Annotated in this window: 17 protein-coding genes and 1 riboswitch; of the genes, 13 read left to right on the top strand and 4 right to left on the bottom strand. The window is 46.8% G+C overall.

Translation table 11 applies throughout. The features are described from left to right. Positions 1-25 precede the first annotated feature (25 nt). Genes MY9_RS06150 through MY9_RS06140 form a run of 3 tightly spaced genes read left to right on the top strand, consistent with a single transcriptional unit; the run spans position 26 to position 2,057 of the window. Positions 26-562, top strand: a complete 537-nt coding sequence (locus MY9_RS06150) for an SdpA family antimicrobial peptide system protein (RefSeq protein WP_014663498.1) — start codon at positions 26-28, stop codon at positions 560-562. Then, positions 547-1,476 carry a sporulation-delaying protein SdpB family protein gene (locus tag MY9_RS06145; RefSeq protein WP_014663497.1) on the top strand — a complete coding sequence of 310 codons (930 nt, stop codon included), beginning with the start codon at positions 547-549 and terminating at the stop codon, positions 1,474-1,476. Before MY9_RS06150 ends, MY9_RS06145 begins: the two co-directional genes overlap by 16 nt. Beyond that, positions 1,473-2,057, top strand: coding sequence for a sporulation delaying protein family toxin (locus tag MY9_RS06140; RefSeq protein ID WP_003244950.1), 585 nt, complete (start codon positions 1,473-1,475; stop codon positions 2,055-2,057). Before MY9_RS06145 ends, MY9_RS06140 begins: the two co-directional genes overlap by 4 nt. Positions 2,058-2,109: 52 nt before the next feature. Here the strand turns inward: MY9_RS06140 and MY9_RS06135 are convergent, their stop codons facing one another. Next, positions 2,110-2,958 carry a CvfB family protein gene (locus tag MY9_RS06135; protein ID WP_014663496.1) on the bottom strand — a complete coding sequence of 283 codons (849 nt, stop codon included), beginning with the start codon at positions 2,956-2,958 and terminating at the stop codon, positions 2,110-2,112. Between the two features lie 146 nt (positions 2,959-3,104). Between MY9_RS06135 and MY9_RS06130 the strand changes: the two genes are divergently transcribed. From MY9_RS06130 to MY9_RS06100, 7 genes are all read left to right on the top strand, one after another. Continuing rightward, positions 3,105-3,596, top strand: coding sequence for a YajQ family cyclic di-GMP-binding protein (locus MY9_RS06130; protein WP_014663495.1), 492 nt, complete (start codon positions 3,105-3,107; stop codon positions 3,594-3,596). Between the two features lie 106 nt (positions 3,597-3,702). After that, a riboswitch (SAM riboswitch) is annotated at positions 3,703-3,820 on the top strand. An 89-nt stretch (positions 3,821-3,909) separates the two neighbouring features. Further along, positions 3,910-5,748, top strand: a complete 1,839-nt coding sequence (locus MY9_RS06125; RefSeq protein WP_014663494.1) for a bifunctional homocysteine S-methyltransferase/methylenetetrahydrofolate reductase — start codon at positions 3,910-3,912, stop codon at positions 5,746-5,748. A 91-nt stretch (positions 5,749-5,839) separates the two neighbouring features. Further along, on the top strand, positions 5,840-6,289 hold the full coding sequence (locus MY9_RS06120) for a GNAT family N-acetyltransferase (RefSeq protein WP_014663493.1): 450 nt from the start codon (positions 5,840-5,842) through the stop codon (positions 6,287-6,289). Positions 6,290-6,293: 4 nt separating this feature from the next. Then, positions 6,294-7,142, top strand: coding sequence for a GNAT family N-acetyltransferase (locus MY9_RS06115; protein WP_014663492.1), 849 nt, complete (start codon positions 6,294-6,296; stop codon positions 7,140-7,142). 111 nt (positions 7,143-7,253) lie between these two features. Continuing rightward, on the top strand, positions 7,254-8,522 hold the full coding sequence (locus MY9_RS06110; RefSeq protein WP_014663491.1) for an MFS transporter: 1,269 nt from the start codon (positions 7,254-7,256) through the stop codon (positions 8,520-8,522). An 8-nt stretch (positions 8,523-8,530) separates the two neighbouring features. Beyond that, entirely contained in the window at positions 8,531-9,646 is a 1,116-nt protein-coding gene (locus MY9_RS06105) for a mandelate racemase/muconate lactonizing enzyme family protein (protein WP_014663490.1), read from the top strand. 95 nt (positions 9,647-9,741) lie between these two features. Next, positions 9,742-10,371 (top strand): YitT family protein, encoded by a 630-nt coding sequence (locus MY9_RS06100; RefSeq protein WP_009966972.1) that lies wholly within the window; start codon positions 9,742-9,744, stop codon positions 10,369-10,371. A 44-nt stretch (positions 10,372-10,415) separates the two neighbouring features. Here the strand turns inward: MY9_RS06100 and MY9_RS06095 are convergent, their stop codons facing one another. Both MY9_RS06095 and MY9_RS06090 read right to left on the bottom strand, forming a co-directional pair. Then, positions 10,416-11,174, bottom strand: coding sequence for a phosphosulfolactate synthase (locus tag MY9_RS06095; RefSeq protein WP_014663488.1), 759 nt, complete (start codon positions 11,172-11,174; stop codon positions 10,416-10,418). Further along, positions 11,171-11,857, bottom strand: a complete 687-nt coding sequence (locus MY9_RS06090; RefSeq protein WP_014663487.1) for a 2-phosphosulfolactate phosphatase — start codon at positions 11,855-11,857, stop codon at positions 11,171-11,173. The genes MY9_RS06095 and MY9_RS06090 overlap by 4 nt, the downstream gene beginning before the upstream one ends. A gap of 185 nt (positions 11,858-12,042) precedes the next feature. Between MY9_RS06090 and MY9_RS06085 the strand changes: the two genes are divergently transcribed. From MY9_RS06085 to cysC, 3 genes are all read left to right on the top strand, one after another. After that, entirely contained in the window at positions 12,043-12,753 is a 711-nt protein-coding gene (locus MY9_RS06085; RefSeq protein WP_040083484.1) for a phosphoadenylyl-sulfate reductase, read from the top strand. A gap of 113 nt (positions 12,754-12,866) precedes the next feature. Continuing rightward, positions 12,867-14,036 carry a sulfate adenylyltransferase gene (gene sat / locus MY9_RS06080; RefSeq protein ID WP_014663485.1) on the top strand — a complete coding sequence of 390 codons (1,170 nt, stop codon included), beginning with the start codon at positions 12,867-12,869 and terminating at the stop codon, positions 14,034-14,036. Next, positions 14,033-14,632 carry an adenylyl-sulfate kinase gene (cysC, locus tag MY9_RS06075; RefSeq protein ID WP_014663484.1) on the top strand — a complete coding sequence of 200 codons (600 nt, stop codon included), beginning with the start codon at positions 14,033-14,035 and terminating at the stop codon, positions 14,630-14,632. Before sat ends, cysC begins: the two co-directional genes overlap by 4 nt. 27 nt (positions 14,633-14,659) lie before the next feature. Here the strand turns inward: cysC and MY9_RS06070 are convergent, their stop codons facing one another. Then, positions 14,660-15,466, bottom strand: coding sequence for an alpha/beta fold hydrolase (locus MY9_RS06070; protein ID WP_014663483.1), 807 nt, complete (start codon positions 15,464-15,466; stop codon positions 14,660-14,662). Positions 15,467-15,469: the final 3 nt, after the last annotated feature.

Raw genomic sequence — 15,469 nt, 5'->3', positions numbered from 1 at the left:
TCTTCAGGTTAAAAGGAGCAGTCGAATGCAGAAATCGATATCATTTTTTATCATTTTTTCAGTCCTTTGGGGTTCGATATTTCTGTTTTCTATTATTGGCAGCTTAGGGACAACCCCGATCCCGCTGACAAAGGACTCCAAATTTCTCATGTCCAGCATCCTTCCTCAGGGCTGGGGCTTTTTCAGCAAAAATCCGCGCGATACTTCGATCGGCTTATATAAGGCTGAAGATGCCAGCGCCAAGGTCAGATGGCCTAATATGAGGGCAGATAACCTATTCGGCCTGTATCGTTATGGGCGGTCACAAGGCGTTGAAATGGGCGTGATCTACAGCCAAGTCGGCAAGGAACAGTGGACCGCATGCAAAGAAAAGAACCTCGGCGCATGCAAAAGCAAAGCAAAAACCGTGCAATTAAAAACACCCGCTCCCCGCCCGCTGCTTTGCGGCAGCTACTATTTGACGAAAGAGGATATTGTACCTTGGAGCTATTCTAAATACACCCCTTCGTCTTATCAGGTAAAAAGCATAGTCAAGGTTGTGATCTCATGCTCGAAAACATAAAAAAGACCATCACCAGTTGGGACGATAGAAACCCGTGGACGAATGTATACGGCCTCGCGCGAAGCATCATTGCGCTATCCAGCCTGCTGACGCTGCTCATCAATCACCCGAGCCTCATTATGAAGCCAGCCAGCGGAATCAGCAGTTATCCTGCTTGTAAAATGAATCTCAGTCTCTTTTGCCTCGGCGAAAATAACTATATGATGTTAAATCTTCTCAGATGGGTCTGCATTGCCATTCTGGTGCTTGTTGTCATTGGCTGGCGCCCCAGAATCACCGGGGTTCTGCATTGGTATGTCAGTTACAGCCTGCAGTCATCGCTGATCGTCATCGACGGAGGCGAGCAGGCAGCAGCTGTCATGACCTTTTTATTGCTTCCCATCACGCTGACCGATCCGAGAAAATGGCATTGGAGCACGAGACCTCTAGAGGGCAAAAGAACACTTGGAAAAATAACAGCTTTTATTTCGTATTTTGTGATCAGAATTCAAGTGGCGGTGCTTTATTTTCACTCTACCGTTGCTAAGCTGTCTCAGCAGGAATGGGTGGACGGAACAGCCGTCTATTATTTCGCCCAGGAAAAAACCATCGGCTTCAACGGCTTTTTTCAGGCGTTAACAAAGCCAATTGTAACAAGCCCGTTCGTGGTGATTCCGACATGGGGGACGCTGCTGATTCAAATCGTCATCTTCGCGGCGCTGTTTGCGCCGAAGAAGCATTGGAGATTTATTTTGATCATCGCTGTTTTTATGCATGAGATTTTTGCAGTCATGCTGGGTCTGATCAGTTTCTCGCTTATCATGGCCGGCATTTTGATATTGTATCTCACACCTATCGATTCCACGATTCACTTTACATATATTCGCAGACTGTTGTGGAATAAAAAACAAAAGAAGGGAGAGGTTTCAGTTTGAAGAAGGCGTTTCTCGTATTTTTGTCGGTTGTATTGGTGACGACTGTGTTTTTGGTGAAGCAGCAAGAAAGTGTGGCCCAGGCAAAGCAGCTTGAGTATTCAGGTGAGGAAATTTTTAAAGGGTTTGTGTTTGCCCAAGGGGAAGTTGGCAAACAGCTTCCAGAGGTCTTTAATAAAGCGATGACAGACAAACTCAACACAAAACAGGCAAAGGCTTTTGCCAATCAGGTTGTCGCTGATATTAAAAAAGAGGATGCTGACTTTTTTGACAACCTGAAGAAAGCTGTTTACAGCAAAGATGCATTGAAAGTGGATGAACTGCTGAAAAAAGCAGGTCAAATCGTTGAAGAAAAAGTAGAAGCTGCAAAGGAAATCGCCGCTTCCAAGGATGATACATCCAGAGTTCAGGCCGAGCTTGTCAACACTGTTGATACCGCTAACTATTTCTATTATGTTTCTTATGTTGCTGCAGCCGGTGCCCTGATACTGATCATTCTCGCCATCGATATTACGCCGATTGCGATTTCAGACAATGTTGATCGCGAAATGGCAATCAGAACGCTTGTTGATGAATTAAACTAGACATAAAAAACGGCTCGCTCCGCAGTTCTGCTGCAGGCGAGCCGTTTTCATGCTATTTTTTCTCGTATGTCCATCCATTTTCCTGATACACTTTTCCGTTTTTCATTAAATGGCCAAGCGCGCGTTTAAAGGCGGCTTTGCTCATGTTAAAACGTTCTCTGATATCGTCAGGCTCGCTTTTGTCACTGTACGGCATGGCGCCGTTTCTCGTTCTCATGTACGTTAGAATGTACTCGGCATCAACAGACATTGCATCCTGTTTTCTTGGAAGCAGCGACAAGTTGACCGAACCGTCTTCTTTCACTTGAATCACCCGCCCTGTTACTCTTGAACCGAGTCTTGGCTCCTCTTTTCTTTCTGACGGGTGAATAAAACAGCGAATCCCGTCATCCGTAATCACGAATGATCCCGATGCGATCAGCCTGTACACCGTACCTGTCAGCTCTTTATTCATCAGATCTTCTGAAGCGTCGGTAAACAGTTCACTGATGATATCTTCCGGCGCTGGTTTCGCAAACATGCGCCCCCGGTTCGTCACCTTCAGCATACAGTAAAGCTTGTCCCCTTTTTGCGGCCAGACATCTTCGTACGGCGGCAAATGCTCAGTTGCGACTAGCGCGTCCTTCGATAAACCGACATCAACGAAAACGCCCATATCTTCCACTTTATCCACCACTTCAACCCAGCCATATTCATCCGCGCTGATGACCGGAATTTTCATCGTGGCCGCAAGCCTTTCCTGCTGGTCGACGTATATAAAGACTTCTACTTCCTCTCTGTCCTCGATATCCTCAGTCATTTCACTATTATGTAAGAGAATCGTATCTTCTCCATCGGTTAAAAAGTAACCGAAGTCGGTTTGGTGATCTATACTCAAGGTTAATTGCTGCCCTGGTCTCATGCTATCGTCCTTCCTGTTCCGCTTATTTTATACGGATTTTGTTAACATTTTTTCCAACCATCCCAAATTGATTCTTTGTTCTGTTGGAAGTTTCTCTTTATTCTACTATAATCAACACATAAGTTAAATGTTATGGAGGTTTTCATATGGCAAAAGAAAGTTCATTTGATATTGTATCAAAGGTGGAATTGCCTGAAGTGCAAAACGCAATCCAAATTGCACTGAAGGAAATCAGTACCCGATATGACTTTAAAGGAAGCAAAAGCGACATTTCCTTAGATAAAGAGGAGCTGGTCCTCGTTTCCGATGACGAATTTAAATTAAGCCAGCTGAAGGATGTGCTGGTCAGCAAATTGATTAAACGCAACGTACCGACGAAAAACATTGATTACGGCAAGGTGGAAAATGCGTCAGGCGGAACGGTACGCCAGCGTGCAAAGCTTGTTCAAGGCATTGACAAAGACAACGCAAAAAAAATCAATACGATCATCAAAAACTCCGGACTGAAAGTAAAATCTCAGGTGCAGGATGATCAAGTGCGCGTCACCGGAAAAAACAAAGATGACCTGCAGCAGATTATTTCAGCTGTGAGTGGAGCAGATCTGCCAATTGACGTTCAATTTATAAATTTCAGATAAATTTCCTGATTCCTATTGATTATTGTCTTTATTTTCGGTAAATTTGGAGAAAGGGAAAAACGCCAGGTATCTTACGGCACTTCCTGACACGAAAATTTCATATCCGTTCTTATCAAGAGAAGCAGAGGGACTGGCCCGACGAAGCTTCAGCAACCGGTGTAATGGCGATTAGCCATGACCAAGGTGCTAAATCCAGCAAGCTCGAACAGCTTGGAAGATAAGAAGAGACAAAATCACTGACAAAGTCTTCTTCTTAAGAGGACTTTTTTTATTTCTCTTTTTTCCTTGCTGATGTGAATAAAGGAGGCAGACAATGGGACTTTTAGAAGATTTGCAAAGACAGGTGTTAATCGGTGACGGCGCCATGGGGACGCTCCTCTACTCCTATGGCATTGACAGGTGTTTTGAGGAGCTCAATATTTCAAAGCCGGAGGAAATTCAGCGCATACATAAAGCGTACGTTGAAGCGGGAGCCAACATTATTCAAACGAATACGTACGGGGCCAACTATATTAAATTATCCAGACACGGTCTTGAGGATGACATCAAAAAAATGAATCAGGAGGCCGTAAAGATCGCGCGGGCTTCAGCAGGTGATGCATACGTGCTTGGAACGATGGGCGGCATACGCACCTTTAATAAAAACGCATACAGCCTTGACGACATTAAGCGCAGCTTCCGCGAGCAGCTGTACCTGCTGCTGCATGAAGAGCCGGATGGCTTGCTGTTAGAAACGTATTATGATTTGGAAGAAGCCCGTGAAGTGCTGAAAATCGCGCGGAAAGAGACTGATCTTCCGATTATGCTCAATGTATCCATGCACGAGCAAGGCGTATTACAGGACGGAACGCCGCTTTCTGACGCATTGCGCTCGATTGCGGATCTCGGAGCTGATATTGTTGGCATTAACTGCCGCCTCGGCCCTTATCATATGATTGAAGCGCTCAGCGAAGTGCCGATTTTTAATGACGTGTTCTTATCCGTTTATCCAAACAGCAGTCTTCCTTCGCTTGAAGAGGGACGGCTCGTCTATGAAACAGATGACACGTATTTTCAAAACAGCGCGTCAGAATTCCGTAAGCAGGGTGCGCGGATTATTGGCGGCTGCTGCGGCACCACGCCAAATCATATCCGGGCGATGGCAGAAGCGGTTAGCGGGCTGGCTCCGATTACGGAAAAAGAAGTCAAAACCCGGGCGAAAGAATTCATTTCTGTGCAGCATGAGCGAACCGAGCCCGGCCTGAATGAGATCGCGGCGAAAAAACGCTCTATTATCGTAGAACTGGATCCGCCGAAAAAACTGAGCTTTGACAAATTTCTATCGGCGGCCGCTGAATTAAAAGAAGCCGGAATCGATGCCTTGACACTCGCCGATAATTCTCTGGCAACCCCGCGGATCAGCAATGTTGCCTGCGGCGCCCTTGTCAAGCAGCAGCTCGATATGCGTTCTCTTGTCCATATTACGTGCCGCGACCGTAACATTATCGGCTTGCAGTCACATTTAATGGGCCTTGATACGTTAGGGCTGAATGACGTGCTTGCCATTACGGGTGACCCTTCTAAAATCGGGGATTTTCCTGGTGCGACGTCTGTGTATGATTTAACATCCTTTGATTTAATCAGGCTGATCAAACAGTTCAATGAAGGTCTGTCTCTGTCTGGAAAACCGCTCGGCAAGAAAACGAATTTCTCAGTCGCCGCCGCATTTAACCCTAACGTCCGCCATCTGGATAAAGCGGTAAAACGGCTGGAGAAAAAAATAGATTGCGGCGCGGATTATTTTGTTTCTCAGCCTGTCTATTCCGAGCAGCAGCTTGTCGATATCCATAACGAAACAAAACATCTGAAGACGCCGATCTATATCGGCATCATGCCGCTGACAAGCAGCCGGAATGCCGAATTCATCCATAATGAAATTCCCGGCATTAAGCTGTCTGATACGATTCGCGAAAAAATGGCCCATGCCGGTGAAGATAAAGAAAAGCAAAAGGCGGAAGGCCTTGCAATTGCACGCTCCCTGCTGGATACGGCGTGCGAGCTGTTTAACGGCATCTACTTGATTACGCCTTTCCTCAGATCTGACTTAACCGCCGAGCTGACGTCATATATTCAGCAAAAAGATGAGCAGCGCCAAAATATCTTTTTGCATTAATTCCTAAAAGACTGCCTGATCGAATCGGGCGGTCTTTTTCAACGAGATTCGTGTTACGATATAGAAAAACAATCATAAGGAGGAGGAAATTATGCTCGAAGTCAAAACCATTTCTGCGGAAGATACATATGAAATCCGGCACCGAATTCTGCGTCCCCATCAATCCATCGAACAATGCAAATATAAAGAGGATCACGCAGAAGGCTCCTTTCATCTCGGCGCGTTTTATGAAGGAACGCTGATCAGCATCGCTTCTTTTTCCCCGCAAAGTCAGCCTTTATTAACGGAAACCCCTGCGTATCGGCTGAGAGGCATGGCAACGCTCGAAGGATATCGCGATCAAAAAGCTGGAAGCACGCTGATCAAACACGCGGAGCACAAACTGGCGGAGAGCGGCGTTCAGGCGGTATGGTGCAACGCAAGACACCATGTCAAGGGCTACTATGCCAAGCTTGGCTGGGAGGAACTTGGCGAACCATTTGACATTCCCGGCATTGGCAATCATATTGTCATGTACAAAACACTTAGAACAAGCAGGTGATCTTATGGACATAGTGGATGAACTGATTGAGCTTCATGAAGAACACGTTTCCGGTTTATTGCGGCTTTGCAGGCAAGCCGGGTGGCCGGATTATGGCGAACAAGAGCTGAAACTGCTTGTTCAGCAGGGACGCTTTTTCGGTTATCAAAATGTCAGCGGTGAGATGATTTCCTGCATCGGCTTGTTTTTGTTTGGCCGTCTTGCTTCTATCGGTCTTGTTATCGTTGACAAGGAATATAAAGGGCTTGGTCTCGGCAGGCGTATGGTAAACGCCTGTATCGCCCAAGCGGATGAAAACACCGCCATCAGGCTTTGCGCCACAAAAGAAGGTTTGCCGCTTTATGAAAAAGCAGGCTTTCATACGGCAGGAACAGTGCGAAAGTACAGCTGTCACAGTTTTCAACCTTATACAAAACAGCTTGACGCTGAACTGTCATTCTTTAGAGAACAAGACTTTCAAGACTTAGCGACGGCGGATCTGGCCGCCTTTGGCGGAGATCGATCAAGCCTTTTGCAGCAGCTTATTTCCACTTCATGCGAATGTGTCATCGCCAGAAAACCTGACGGACAGTTCATTGGGTACGGACTATCTGTACAAACACCGGCCCATTTGAAATTCGGCCCCATTATCGCTCCATCATCAGACATTGCTGCACAAATAATCAACAGGCTGGCGGCCGGAAAACAAGGCCCGATGCGAATCGATATACCAGGTGAACACACGTCTCTTCATGACAGCCTGATAGAAATGGGATTTCATAAAGATGATGAACCTCCGCTTTTGTTCTATCAGAAAAAAGCGCCTATTCAAAATGGACACTTATATGCTTTGATTTCACAGGCTCTCGGCTAACCCTCTTTTTCCCGAACAGGTATCTTCTGTTCGGTTTTTTTGCTGTCTGATTACTGAATAAACGAAGCCATCAGGGACATTCTAAGCAGAAGAAAAGGAGTGTGCTCTGAGATGGAATCATCAAAACAAAATAACGGAATGACGATTGTAGCAATCGGTTCAATCCCTTTAATATTAACCCTCGGAAACTCGATGCTTATTCCGATTTTACCAAAAATGAAATCTGAACTTCATTTATCACAATTTCAAGTCAGTCTCGTGATCACAGTATTTTCCTTGATTGCAGCATTTACGATTCCGATCGTCGGTTATCTCGCAGACCGATTCTCAAGGAAAATCATCATTATTCCCTGCTTAATTTTGTATGGTGCCGGCGGTTTGTTAGCCGGGTTTGCGGCAGGTTTTTTTGACAATGCCTTTCCTTGGGTCATGGCAGGACGAGCGCTTCAGGGAATCGGGGCAGCCGGAACAGGCCCCATTGCCATGGCACTGACGGGAGATCTGTTTAAAGGCGCCCAGGAGAGCAAGGTGCTGGGCCTTGTTGAAGCTTCAAACGGCATGGGGAAAGTGCTTTCACCGATCATTGGCTCGCTTATCGCCCTGCTTGTCTGGTATGGCGCGTTTTTTGCCTTCCCTGTGTTTTGTATCATTTCAATCGTGCTGACTTGGATTTTTATTAAAGAGAAGAAAAAGGAAAAAGAACCGCCACCTATCGGAAAATATGCGAAAGGGCTGTTAAGTGTTTTTAAACATGAAGGCAGATGGCTGTTTACCGCTTATTTAGCCGGTGCGACCTGTTTGTTTACTTTATTCGGCATCCTGTTTTACCTCTCAGATGTTCTTGAAAAAACATACGACACCGACGGCGTGAAAAAAGGCTTGATTTTAGCGATTCCACTTTTGGTTATGTGTGTGACGTCTTATACAACAGGAAGCAAAATCGGGCAAAAGCAATCGTTAATGAAAAAACTGATCGTACTCGGATTGGCGTTCATGACCGTATCTTACGCGGCACTGTCATTCATTGAGAATCTTGTCCTCTTTATCAGTGTTCTCGTGCTGAGCAGTATCGGCTCAGGTCTTGTCCTTCCTTGTGTGAACAGTTTCATTACCGGGGCTGTCGGCAAGGAAAGACGGGGATTTGTCACCTCGCTGTACGGATCTGTACGCTTCTTAGGGGTAGCAATCGGCCCTCCGATTTTCGGCCGCCTGATGCAATGGTCCAGACCCGGCATGTTTTTAAGCATTGCGGGATTGACTCTCGTTGTCGGCATTCTTGTGATGATGTTAATCCATGTGAAGCAAAACAATGAAGAAGCAAAAGAGAAAGAAGACCCTAAAATGGCTGGCAATCGGCTGCAGCCCGCTGAGGAAAGGTAGCACACGGTTTGAAGATTGTACGAATTGAAACCTTTCCGCTATTGCACCGATTAGAAAAGCCATACGGAGACGCCAACGGGCTTAAACGATATCGGACTTGTTATCTTATTAGGATTATCACCGAAAGCGGGATATACGGCTGGGGAGAATGTGTTGATTGGCTCCCGACTCTCCATGTCGGCTTTACCAAACGGATCATCCCGTTTCTTTTAGGAAAACAGGCCGGCAGCCGCCTGTCATTAGTGCGCACGGTTCAGAAATGGCACCAGCGGGCGGCCTCCGCTGTAAGCATGGCGTTGACAGAGATTGCGGCCAAAGCTGCGGATTGTTCAGTTTGCGAATTATGGGGCGGGCGATTCAGAGAAGAGATTCCTGTGTACGCCTCTTTTCAATCGTACTCAGACTCCCCGCAATGGATCAGCCACTCGGTCTCCAACATTGAAGCCCAGTTAAAAAAAGGGTTTGAGCAAATCAAAGTCAAAATCGGCGGGACCTCCTTCAAGGAGGATGTCCGGCACATCAATGCGCTGCAGCATACAGCCGGCAGCTCCATTACGATCATTCTGGACGCAAACCAAAGCTATGATGCCGCGGCGGCGTTTAAATGGGAGCGCTATTTCTCCGAATGGGAGAACATTGGCTGGCTTGAGGAGCCTTTGCCCTTTGATCAGCCGCAGGATTACGCTTTGCTTCGCAGCCGTTTATCTATTCCTGTTGCCGGTGGAGAAAACATGAAAGGCGCGGCGCAATTTGCGCCTCTCCTTTCACAGCGCTGTTTGGATATCATTCAGCCTGATGTCATGCATTTCAACGGAATCGATGAGTTTCGGGACTGCCTCCAGCTCGCCCGTTATTTTGGCGTCAGAGCATCCGCCCATGCATATGATGGATCACTTTCACGGCTCTATGCTTTATTTGCACAAGCCTGCCTGCCCCCATGGTCTAAAATGAAGAACGATCAAATTGAACCGATCGAGTGGGACGTCATGGAGAATCCTTTTGCAGATCTCGTCAGCCTGCAGCCTTCAAAAGGAATGGTCCACATCCCGAAAGGAAAAGGCATTGGAACAGAGATCAATATGGAAATCATCAATCGCTACAAGTGGGATGGCTCAGCCTATTAAGCTGGGCCATTTCTTCATTTTGAGACATAAATCATGGACAGCCTCATAAAATGGAAACAGCGGACAAGTCTTTTCATAAAGGAGCAAATGACTTAATGGCTGAACTGCTGATGAAAGCAAAACTCACGTTTATGATTGTCGTAGGCGGCGTACTACAGGGACTCGGCATGTCCTTGTTTTTATTTCCGCATGATATTCCGACAGGCGGTGCAGCAGGTATTGCGGTGCTATTGCATTATCTGTTTCAAATTCCCCACGGCTTTTCAGTGTGGGCTGTGAATGTATCAATGCTTTTTACTGCTTTAAAGTGGCTGGAGATGAGGACATTCACCGGCACACTCGCTTCTATCACCGTCACCTCTGTCTCGGTATTGATCTTTGATGCGGTTTTTCCGGATATCACATCAAACCTGTGGCTTGATCTGGCAAGCGGCGCAGTGTTATTGGGACTCGGCATCGGACTTTTATACAAATATAAAATTTCGAACGGAGGATTCGGAGCCCTTGCTCTAATGATTTCTATCTACCGCGGCGGGAATCCCGGAACGATTCTGCTCATCATGAATTGCATCATTTTTATGGTCACCGCGTCTATTATTGATTGGGGCATCGTCATTCAAGCCCTCATATGCCAGGTGATATCGACAAGAGTCATCGACTTCATCTACAACATCCGCCTGACCTCTCTTCCCTATCTCACGCCTATGTACCGCCATAAAAAATAATAGGCAGAGGCTCTCTTCACGACGAGAGCCCCACAGCCGCTGTTTTACAGAAAAAAGGTATCGGATCTTAGCCCTAAACGCAGCGTCTCCAACGCGATGGCATCATGAAATGGAATATTGGCCAGATTCACATTCGGCCCGATTTTTTGAATAAACCCTTGCTGAAGCGTTTTGTTAGGCGCTTCAAAAATCAGCCTGTTGATATCAATATCCGAGGAAATGATGTCGTCAACAATTTGAAACCTGACATCGCCGCTGCTGGAACAGATCCCTCCCGTCCCGCTTTCTCTGGCTTCTGTAATCACTTTTTCCGCGCCCGCTTCCAAATCCTCAACAATATATTCAAGCCATTCCTCAGAGCTTTGCCGGCTTGCTAATTCCGCATCCTTGCTGCCCACCTCACTAAGCACAAGAAATTCATCAGAAAAATCGGCAATGTAAGCCGCTTTCTCTTTATTTGTCATCGGGAGCGTACCGTTTGAAATCTCAATATATTCACAGCCGAAATAGGTGCAGTACCGATGAAATTCATTCACTTTTTTCTGGCTTACGTACTTTTCGAACAGTGTGCCGCCAAAGAAAAATGAAATGTCATGCTCTTTTAGCGTGCTGATTTTTTCTTCAAGATCTTTCGTAAGTAATGATGTGCCCCAGCCGAATTTCACAAAATCAATATAGTCGGACGCTCCAGCTATCGCATCTTTAAAAAATTGCAAGGGATAGCCGTTATCAATTAAAATGGACTGCCCGGTTTCTCTCGGCTTATTTGTTCTCACTGGCAATTCTAGTGAAAAATCATTCATATTATGACCCTCTCTATCGTTGGAACTTCTCCATCTTGTTTCACTTTCATCACAAAATCGCCCGTCAGTTCTTTTGCACAGTAAGCGATGTCCTCCGAATCAAATAATGGCTGGCGGCGGTCAAAAAATTTCTCTGCAACAGAAGAGCCTTTTATTCTTTGAATCGCCTCCTCAGCCGTTACCGCATTTGTCCCTTCAATGATGCCTTTGATATACTCCGCACACGCCATATCGTCATCACCGAATGGGTGGGAAGCCACAATGTTTATGACACAATCGTTTGCGGCGAGCTTTTTTACATGCTGTGCCGTTGTTTTGGCATTGGAAAATCCAGTTACGAACAGATGCTTTGCATTCAGCGCCCCCAACGCCGCTGTGACGCCATTAGTTGTTTTCTGGATCAGACGCTTATCCGCCATATCCTGCTCAGCCATGCGCTTAGGAGAATTATCTAAATCAAATCCGCTGATACCGACCCCCTTTTCCTCTCCCGTCAATACATAATCCGGATAGGTGCCTTTCAGCGCAAAGGCTTCATCAGCCGTCCGGACCAACAAAATCTCTTTCGCCCCGCCGATAAACGCATAATGGGCGACCGTAAAGGCTCTGATGACATCAATGACGATGTTAATATCCGCCGGGGCAAGCGAATGATGATGCCCCTGATAAATGGAAATCGGCATAATACCTCTCCTTGGGCATAAAACCATTTTGCTTAAAAGCATATTCAGCCGGGCTCTTAATGGTTCCGCTCCTCATTTTAGGCGGGCGCGGCACCTAAAAACCCTGAACCTTTATGCAAAAAATGAATAGTCTGCCTATAACTCGATCAATAGATAAAAAAGCAGATGCAAACGGGGGGAAAACGTTGAACGAAACCATCACGTATGACACATGGAACGACATGCTGTCCAAACAAATAACGGATCAATTGATCGATGAGCTCGATGTGTTGAAATGGGCTTACCGAACGTACGGAGAAAAGATTGTGTACGCCTGCAGCTTTGGCGCAGAAGGGATGGTGCTTCTCGACTTAATATCAAAAATCAACAAAAACGCACACATCATCTTTTTGGATACAGGGCTTCATTTTCAAGAAACATATGAGCTGATCGAGGCTGTCAAAGAGCGATATCCGGGATTTACAATCCAGCTGCTCGAGCCCGAGCTGAGCCTGGCAGAACAGGAGACGAAGTACGGCGGAGAGCTGTGGAAGCATAACCCGAACCTCTGCTGCCAATTGCGGAAAATCGAACCGCTCAAAAAGCACCTTTCCGGCATGACAGCTTGGATTTCAGGGCTGCGCCGGGAGCAGTCGCCAACGAGAAAGCATATTCAATACGTAAACCTGGACCAGAAGTTTAAGCTCATCAAAATTTGCCCGCTCATCCACTGGACATGGGATGACGTTTGGACGTACATCCGCCTCCACAATTTGCCTTACAACAAACTGCACGATCAACATTATCCGAGCATAGGCTGTGAAATGTGTACATTGCCTTCCTCGGACCCGAACGATGAGAGGGCTGGAAGATGGGCCGGACGGGAGAAAACAGAATGCGGCCTGCATCAGGAATAGCGGATGGCAGGTTCTTGCTGTGAGAATCGAAATGATGTTAAGGCACTGATGTAAAACTTTCATTGAAGTGCAGAAAAGAAAACAAGGAAACGTATAAATGGAGGTTGAACACGTTGAATGGAAACGAGCCCCATGGAGGGGTATTAATCAACCGCTGCGATCCCGCATGCCGTTTTGAAGGGTGCACGTGCGAAGCGGAGCTGGATCAGCTTGCACTGAGCGACCTGGAGCTTATTGCGATCGGCGGCTACAGCCCGTTAACAGGTTTTTTGGGAGAAAAGGATTATCATCGTGTTGTGAAAGAAATGAGGCTGGCAAACGGCTTGCCGTGGAGCCTGCCGATTACGCTGCCTGTCGGAGAAGAAACAGCAAAACAGCTGTCTGCCGGAGATCACGTCAAGCTTGTGAAAGACAGCGTTACCTACGGCATGATCACAGTCACCGATATATACCGGCCTGATAAAACACTGGAAGCACTGTCTGTTTTTAAAACAACCGATCCTGCCCACCCAGGCGTAAAAAAATTGCTGGCGCGCCCGGATTATTATATCGGGGGGCCTATCACGGTCAGCCGCCTGCCTGACAAACCTTTCGAACAGTTTTATGCAGCGCCCGCAGAAACAAGAGCGGCCTTTCAAAAACTCGGCTGGCAAACGATTGTCGGCTTTCAAACCAGGAACCCTGTTCACAGAGCGCATGAATATATACAAAAAACAGCGTTAGAAACGGTCGACGGTCTGCTGCTTCACCCGCTTGTCGGCGAAACAAAGTCAGACGATATCCCGAGCGATATCAGAATGGAGAGCTACCAGGTTTTGCTTGATCACTACTATCCAAAGGATCGTGTCATGTTATCGGTTTTCCCTGCCGCCATGCGTTATGCAGGTCCGCGGGAAGCGATTTTCCATGCGCTCGTCCGAAAAAATTACGGCTGCACCCATTTTATTGTAGGCCGTGATCACGCAGGGGTCGGCAGCTACTACGGGACATACGACGCCCAAGATATTTTTCAATCATTCACAGAGGAGGAGCTTGGCATCAAGCCGCTGTTTTTCGAGCACAGCTTTTATTGCCGAAAATGCGGAAACATGGGCACCTCCAAAACATGTCCGCACAGCTCAAGAGACCACATCCACTTATCAGGCACAAAAGTGAGAGAGCTTCTCCGCCAAGGCAAAAAGCCGCCTAAAGAGTTCAGCCGGCCTGAGGTCGCAGCCGTGCTGATAAAGGGACTTCATCAACAGCCTGTTGCCATCCAGCAAAACAGCGGGGAATTAAAATGACACACAATCCGAACATTATTTGGCATCCCGCTGCCATCTCAAAGTCTGACAGACAGTCCTTAAACGGACACCAAAGCTGCGTCCTCTGGTTTACCGGCTTATCAGGCTCCGGAAAATCGGTGCTGGCCAATGCAGTCGATGAAAAGCTTTACCGCAGGGGCATTCAGAGCTATGTGCTTGACGGTGATAATATCCGCCACGGCTTAAACAAAGATCTTGGATTTCAGACTGGTGACAGGATTGAAAACATCCGCCGGATCGGAGAAGTGGCGAAGCTATTTGTCGACAGCGGGCAAATGATTTTAACGGCTTTTATCTCTCCATTCAGAGAAGACCGGGACATGGTTAGAGCGCTCTTTCCTAAAGATGAGTTCTTCGAAATTTATGTAAAGTGCCCGCTGCATGTTTGTGAACAGCGCGATCCAAAAGGACTTTATAAAAAAGCGCGAAACGGAGAGATCAAACATTTCACCGGGATCGATTCTCCGTATGAAGCGCCGATTTCACCCGATTTTATCATTGAATCGGACCAGATCTCTATTTCCGATGGAGCTGACCTCATCATTAACGAACTGCAAAACAGAGGAATTATATAAAAAACCCGATCAATGTCGGGTTTTTTATTATGAGTTGGAGAACTGCGCAATCAAACTGTTAATCTTCTCTTTTTCCTCATAAAATGCTCCGTGCCCGCTGTTTGCAAACGGAACCAATTCTGACTGTTTGATGCCGCGCTTCAATTCTTTCGCAAAATCAAACGGCGCAATTTTATCTTTTCTCCCGTGCAAGATCAGCGTCGGCACCTTGATTGCAGCAAGTTCCTTTCTGAGATCCTCGTCTCTTAATGCAATGCCCGAGTGGATCGTCCCGTAGGAGGAGGCCTCCAGCATCAGATTGAGAAACCACTGTCTAAGCTCTGGGGACACTTTTTTCTCAAAAAACTGTTTCCCTAAATCCGCCAGTGTTTTGGGCCGATCCGTTTTGAACAGTTCAATCATATCGTCAATATCCTGCTTCCTCATGCCGTACGGATAACCCGGGCGTTTTGTGAACGCGGGTGCCGCTGCTGACAGTAAAATCAGCTTATCAACATCGGCTCCTTCATGCCTTGCCATATAACGGATTGCAATGGCTCCGCCCATTGAAAAACCGGCAAGAATCGCATTCTCAAGCTGCAGCGTATAAATGACTGCTTTCACATCATCGGCCATCGTGTCATAATCGTAGCCTTCCCAAGGGCGGTCAGATAGTCCATATCCCCGTAAATCAATGCCGATAAAACGGAAGCCTCTTTTCGGAAGCTCATTCATTTGATATTCAAACATCTTATGATTCAACGGCCACCCGTGCAAAAAGATGATCGGCCTTCCATGCCCGATATCCTCTACAAACAGTGTCACATGCTCCTCGGTTTTGACGTAATGCCCCATTCC

It is taken from the genome of Bacillus sp. JS, from assembly GCF_000259365.1.
Classification (GTDB): Bacteria; Bacillota; Bacilli; order Bacillales; family Bacillaceae; genus Bacillus; species Bacillus stercoris.
The sequence above is the reverse complement of the archived record's forward strand: the minus strand, read 5'-3'. Positions and strand labels throughout refer to the sequence as shown.

Coding starts and splice junctions, on each gene's coding strand:
- MY9_RS06070 (WP_014663483.1), bottom strand. CDS start 15,466: ATGGGGCATTACGTCAAAACCGAGGAGCATGTGACACTGTTTGTAGAG.
- MY9_RS06130 (WP_014663495.1), top strand. CDS start 3,105: ATGGCAAAAGAAAGTTCATTTGATATTGTATCAAAGGTGGAATTGCCT.
- MY9_RS06090 (WP_014663487.1), bottom strand. CDS start 11,857: ATGCCGATTTCCATTTATCAGGGGCATCATCATTCGCTTGCCCCGGCG.
- cysC (WP_014663484.1), top strand. CDS start 14,033: ATGACACACAATCCGAACATTATTTGGCATCCCGCTGCCATCTCAAAG.
- MY9_RS06115 (WP_014663492.1), top strand. CDS start 6,294: ATGGACATAGTGGATGAACTGATTGAGCTTCATGAAGAACACGTTTCC.
- MY9_RS06100 (WP_009966972.1), top strand. CDS start 9,742: ATGGCTGAACTGCTGATGAAAGCAAAACTCACGTTTATGATTGTCGTA.
- MY9_RS06110 (WP_014663491.1), top strand. CDS start 7,254: ATGGAATCATCAAAACAAAATAACGGAATGACGATTGTAGCAATCGGT.
- MY9_RS06135 (WP_014663496.1), bottom strand. CDS start 2,958: ATGAGACCAGGGCAGCAATTAACCTTGAGTATAGATCACCAAACCGAC.
- MY9_RS06150 (WP_014663498.1), top strand. CDS start 26: ATGCAGAAATCGATATCATTTTTTATCATTTTTTCAGTCCTTTGGGGT.
- MY9_RS06095 (WP_014663488.1), bottom strand. CDS start 11,174: ATGAATGATTTTTCACTAGAATTGCCAGTGAGAACAAATAAGCCGAGA.
- MY9_RS06120 (WP_014663493.1), top strand. CDS start 5,840: ATGCTCGAAGTCAAAACCATTTCTGCGGAAGATACATATGAAATCCGG.
- MY9_RS06125 (WP_014663494.1), top strand. CDS start 3,910: ATGGGACTTTTAGAAGATTTGCAAAGACAGGTGTTAATCGGTGACGGC.
- MY9_RS06145 (WP_014663497.1), top strand. CDS start 547: ATGCTCGAAAACATAAAAAAGACCATCACCAGTTGGGACGATAGAAAC.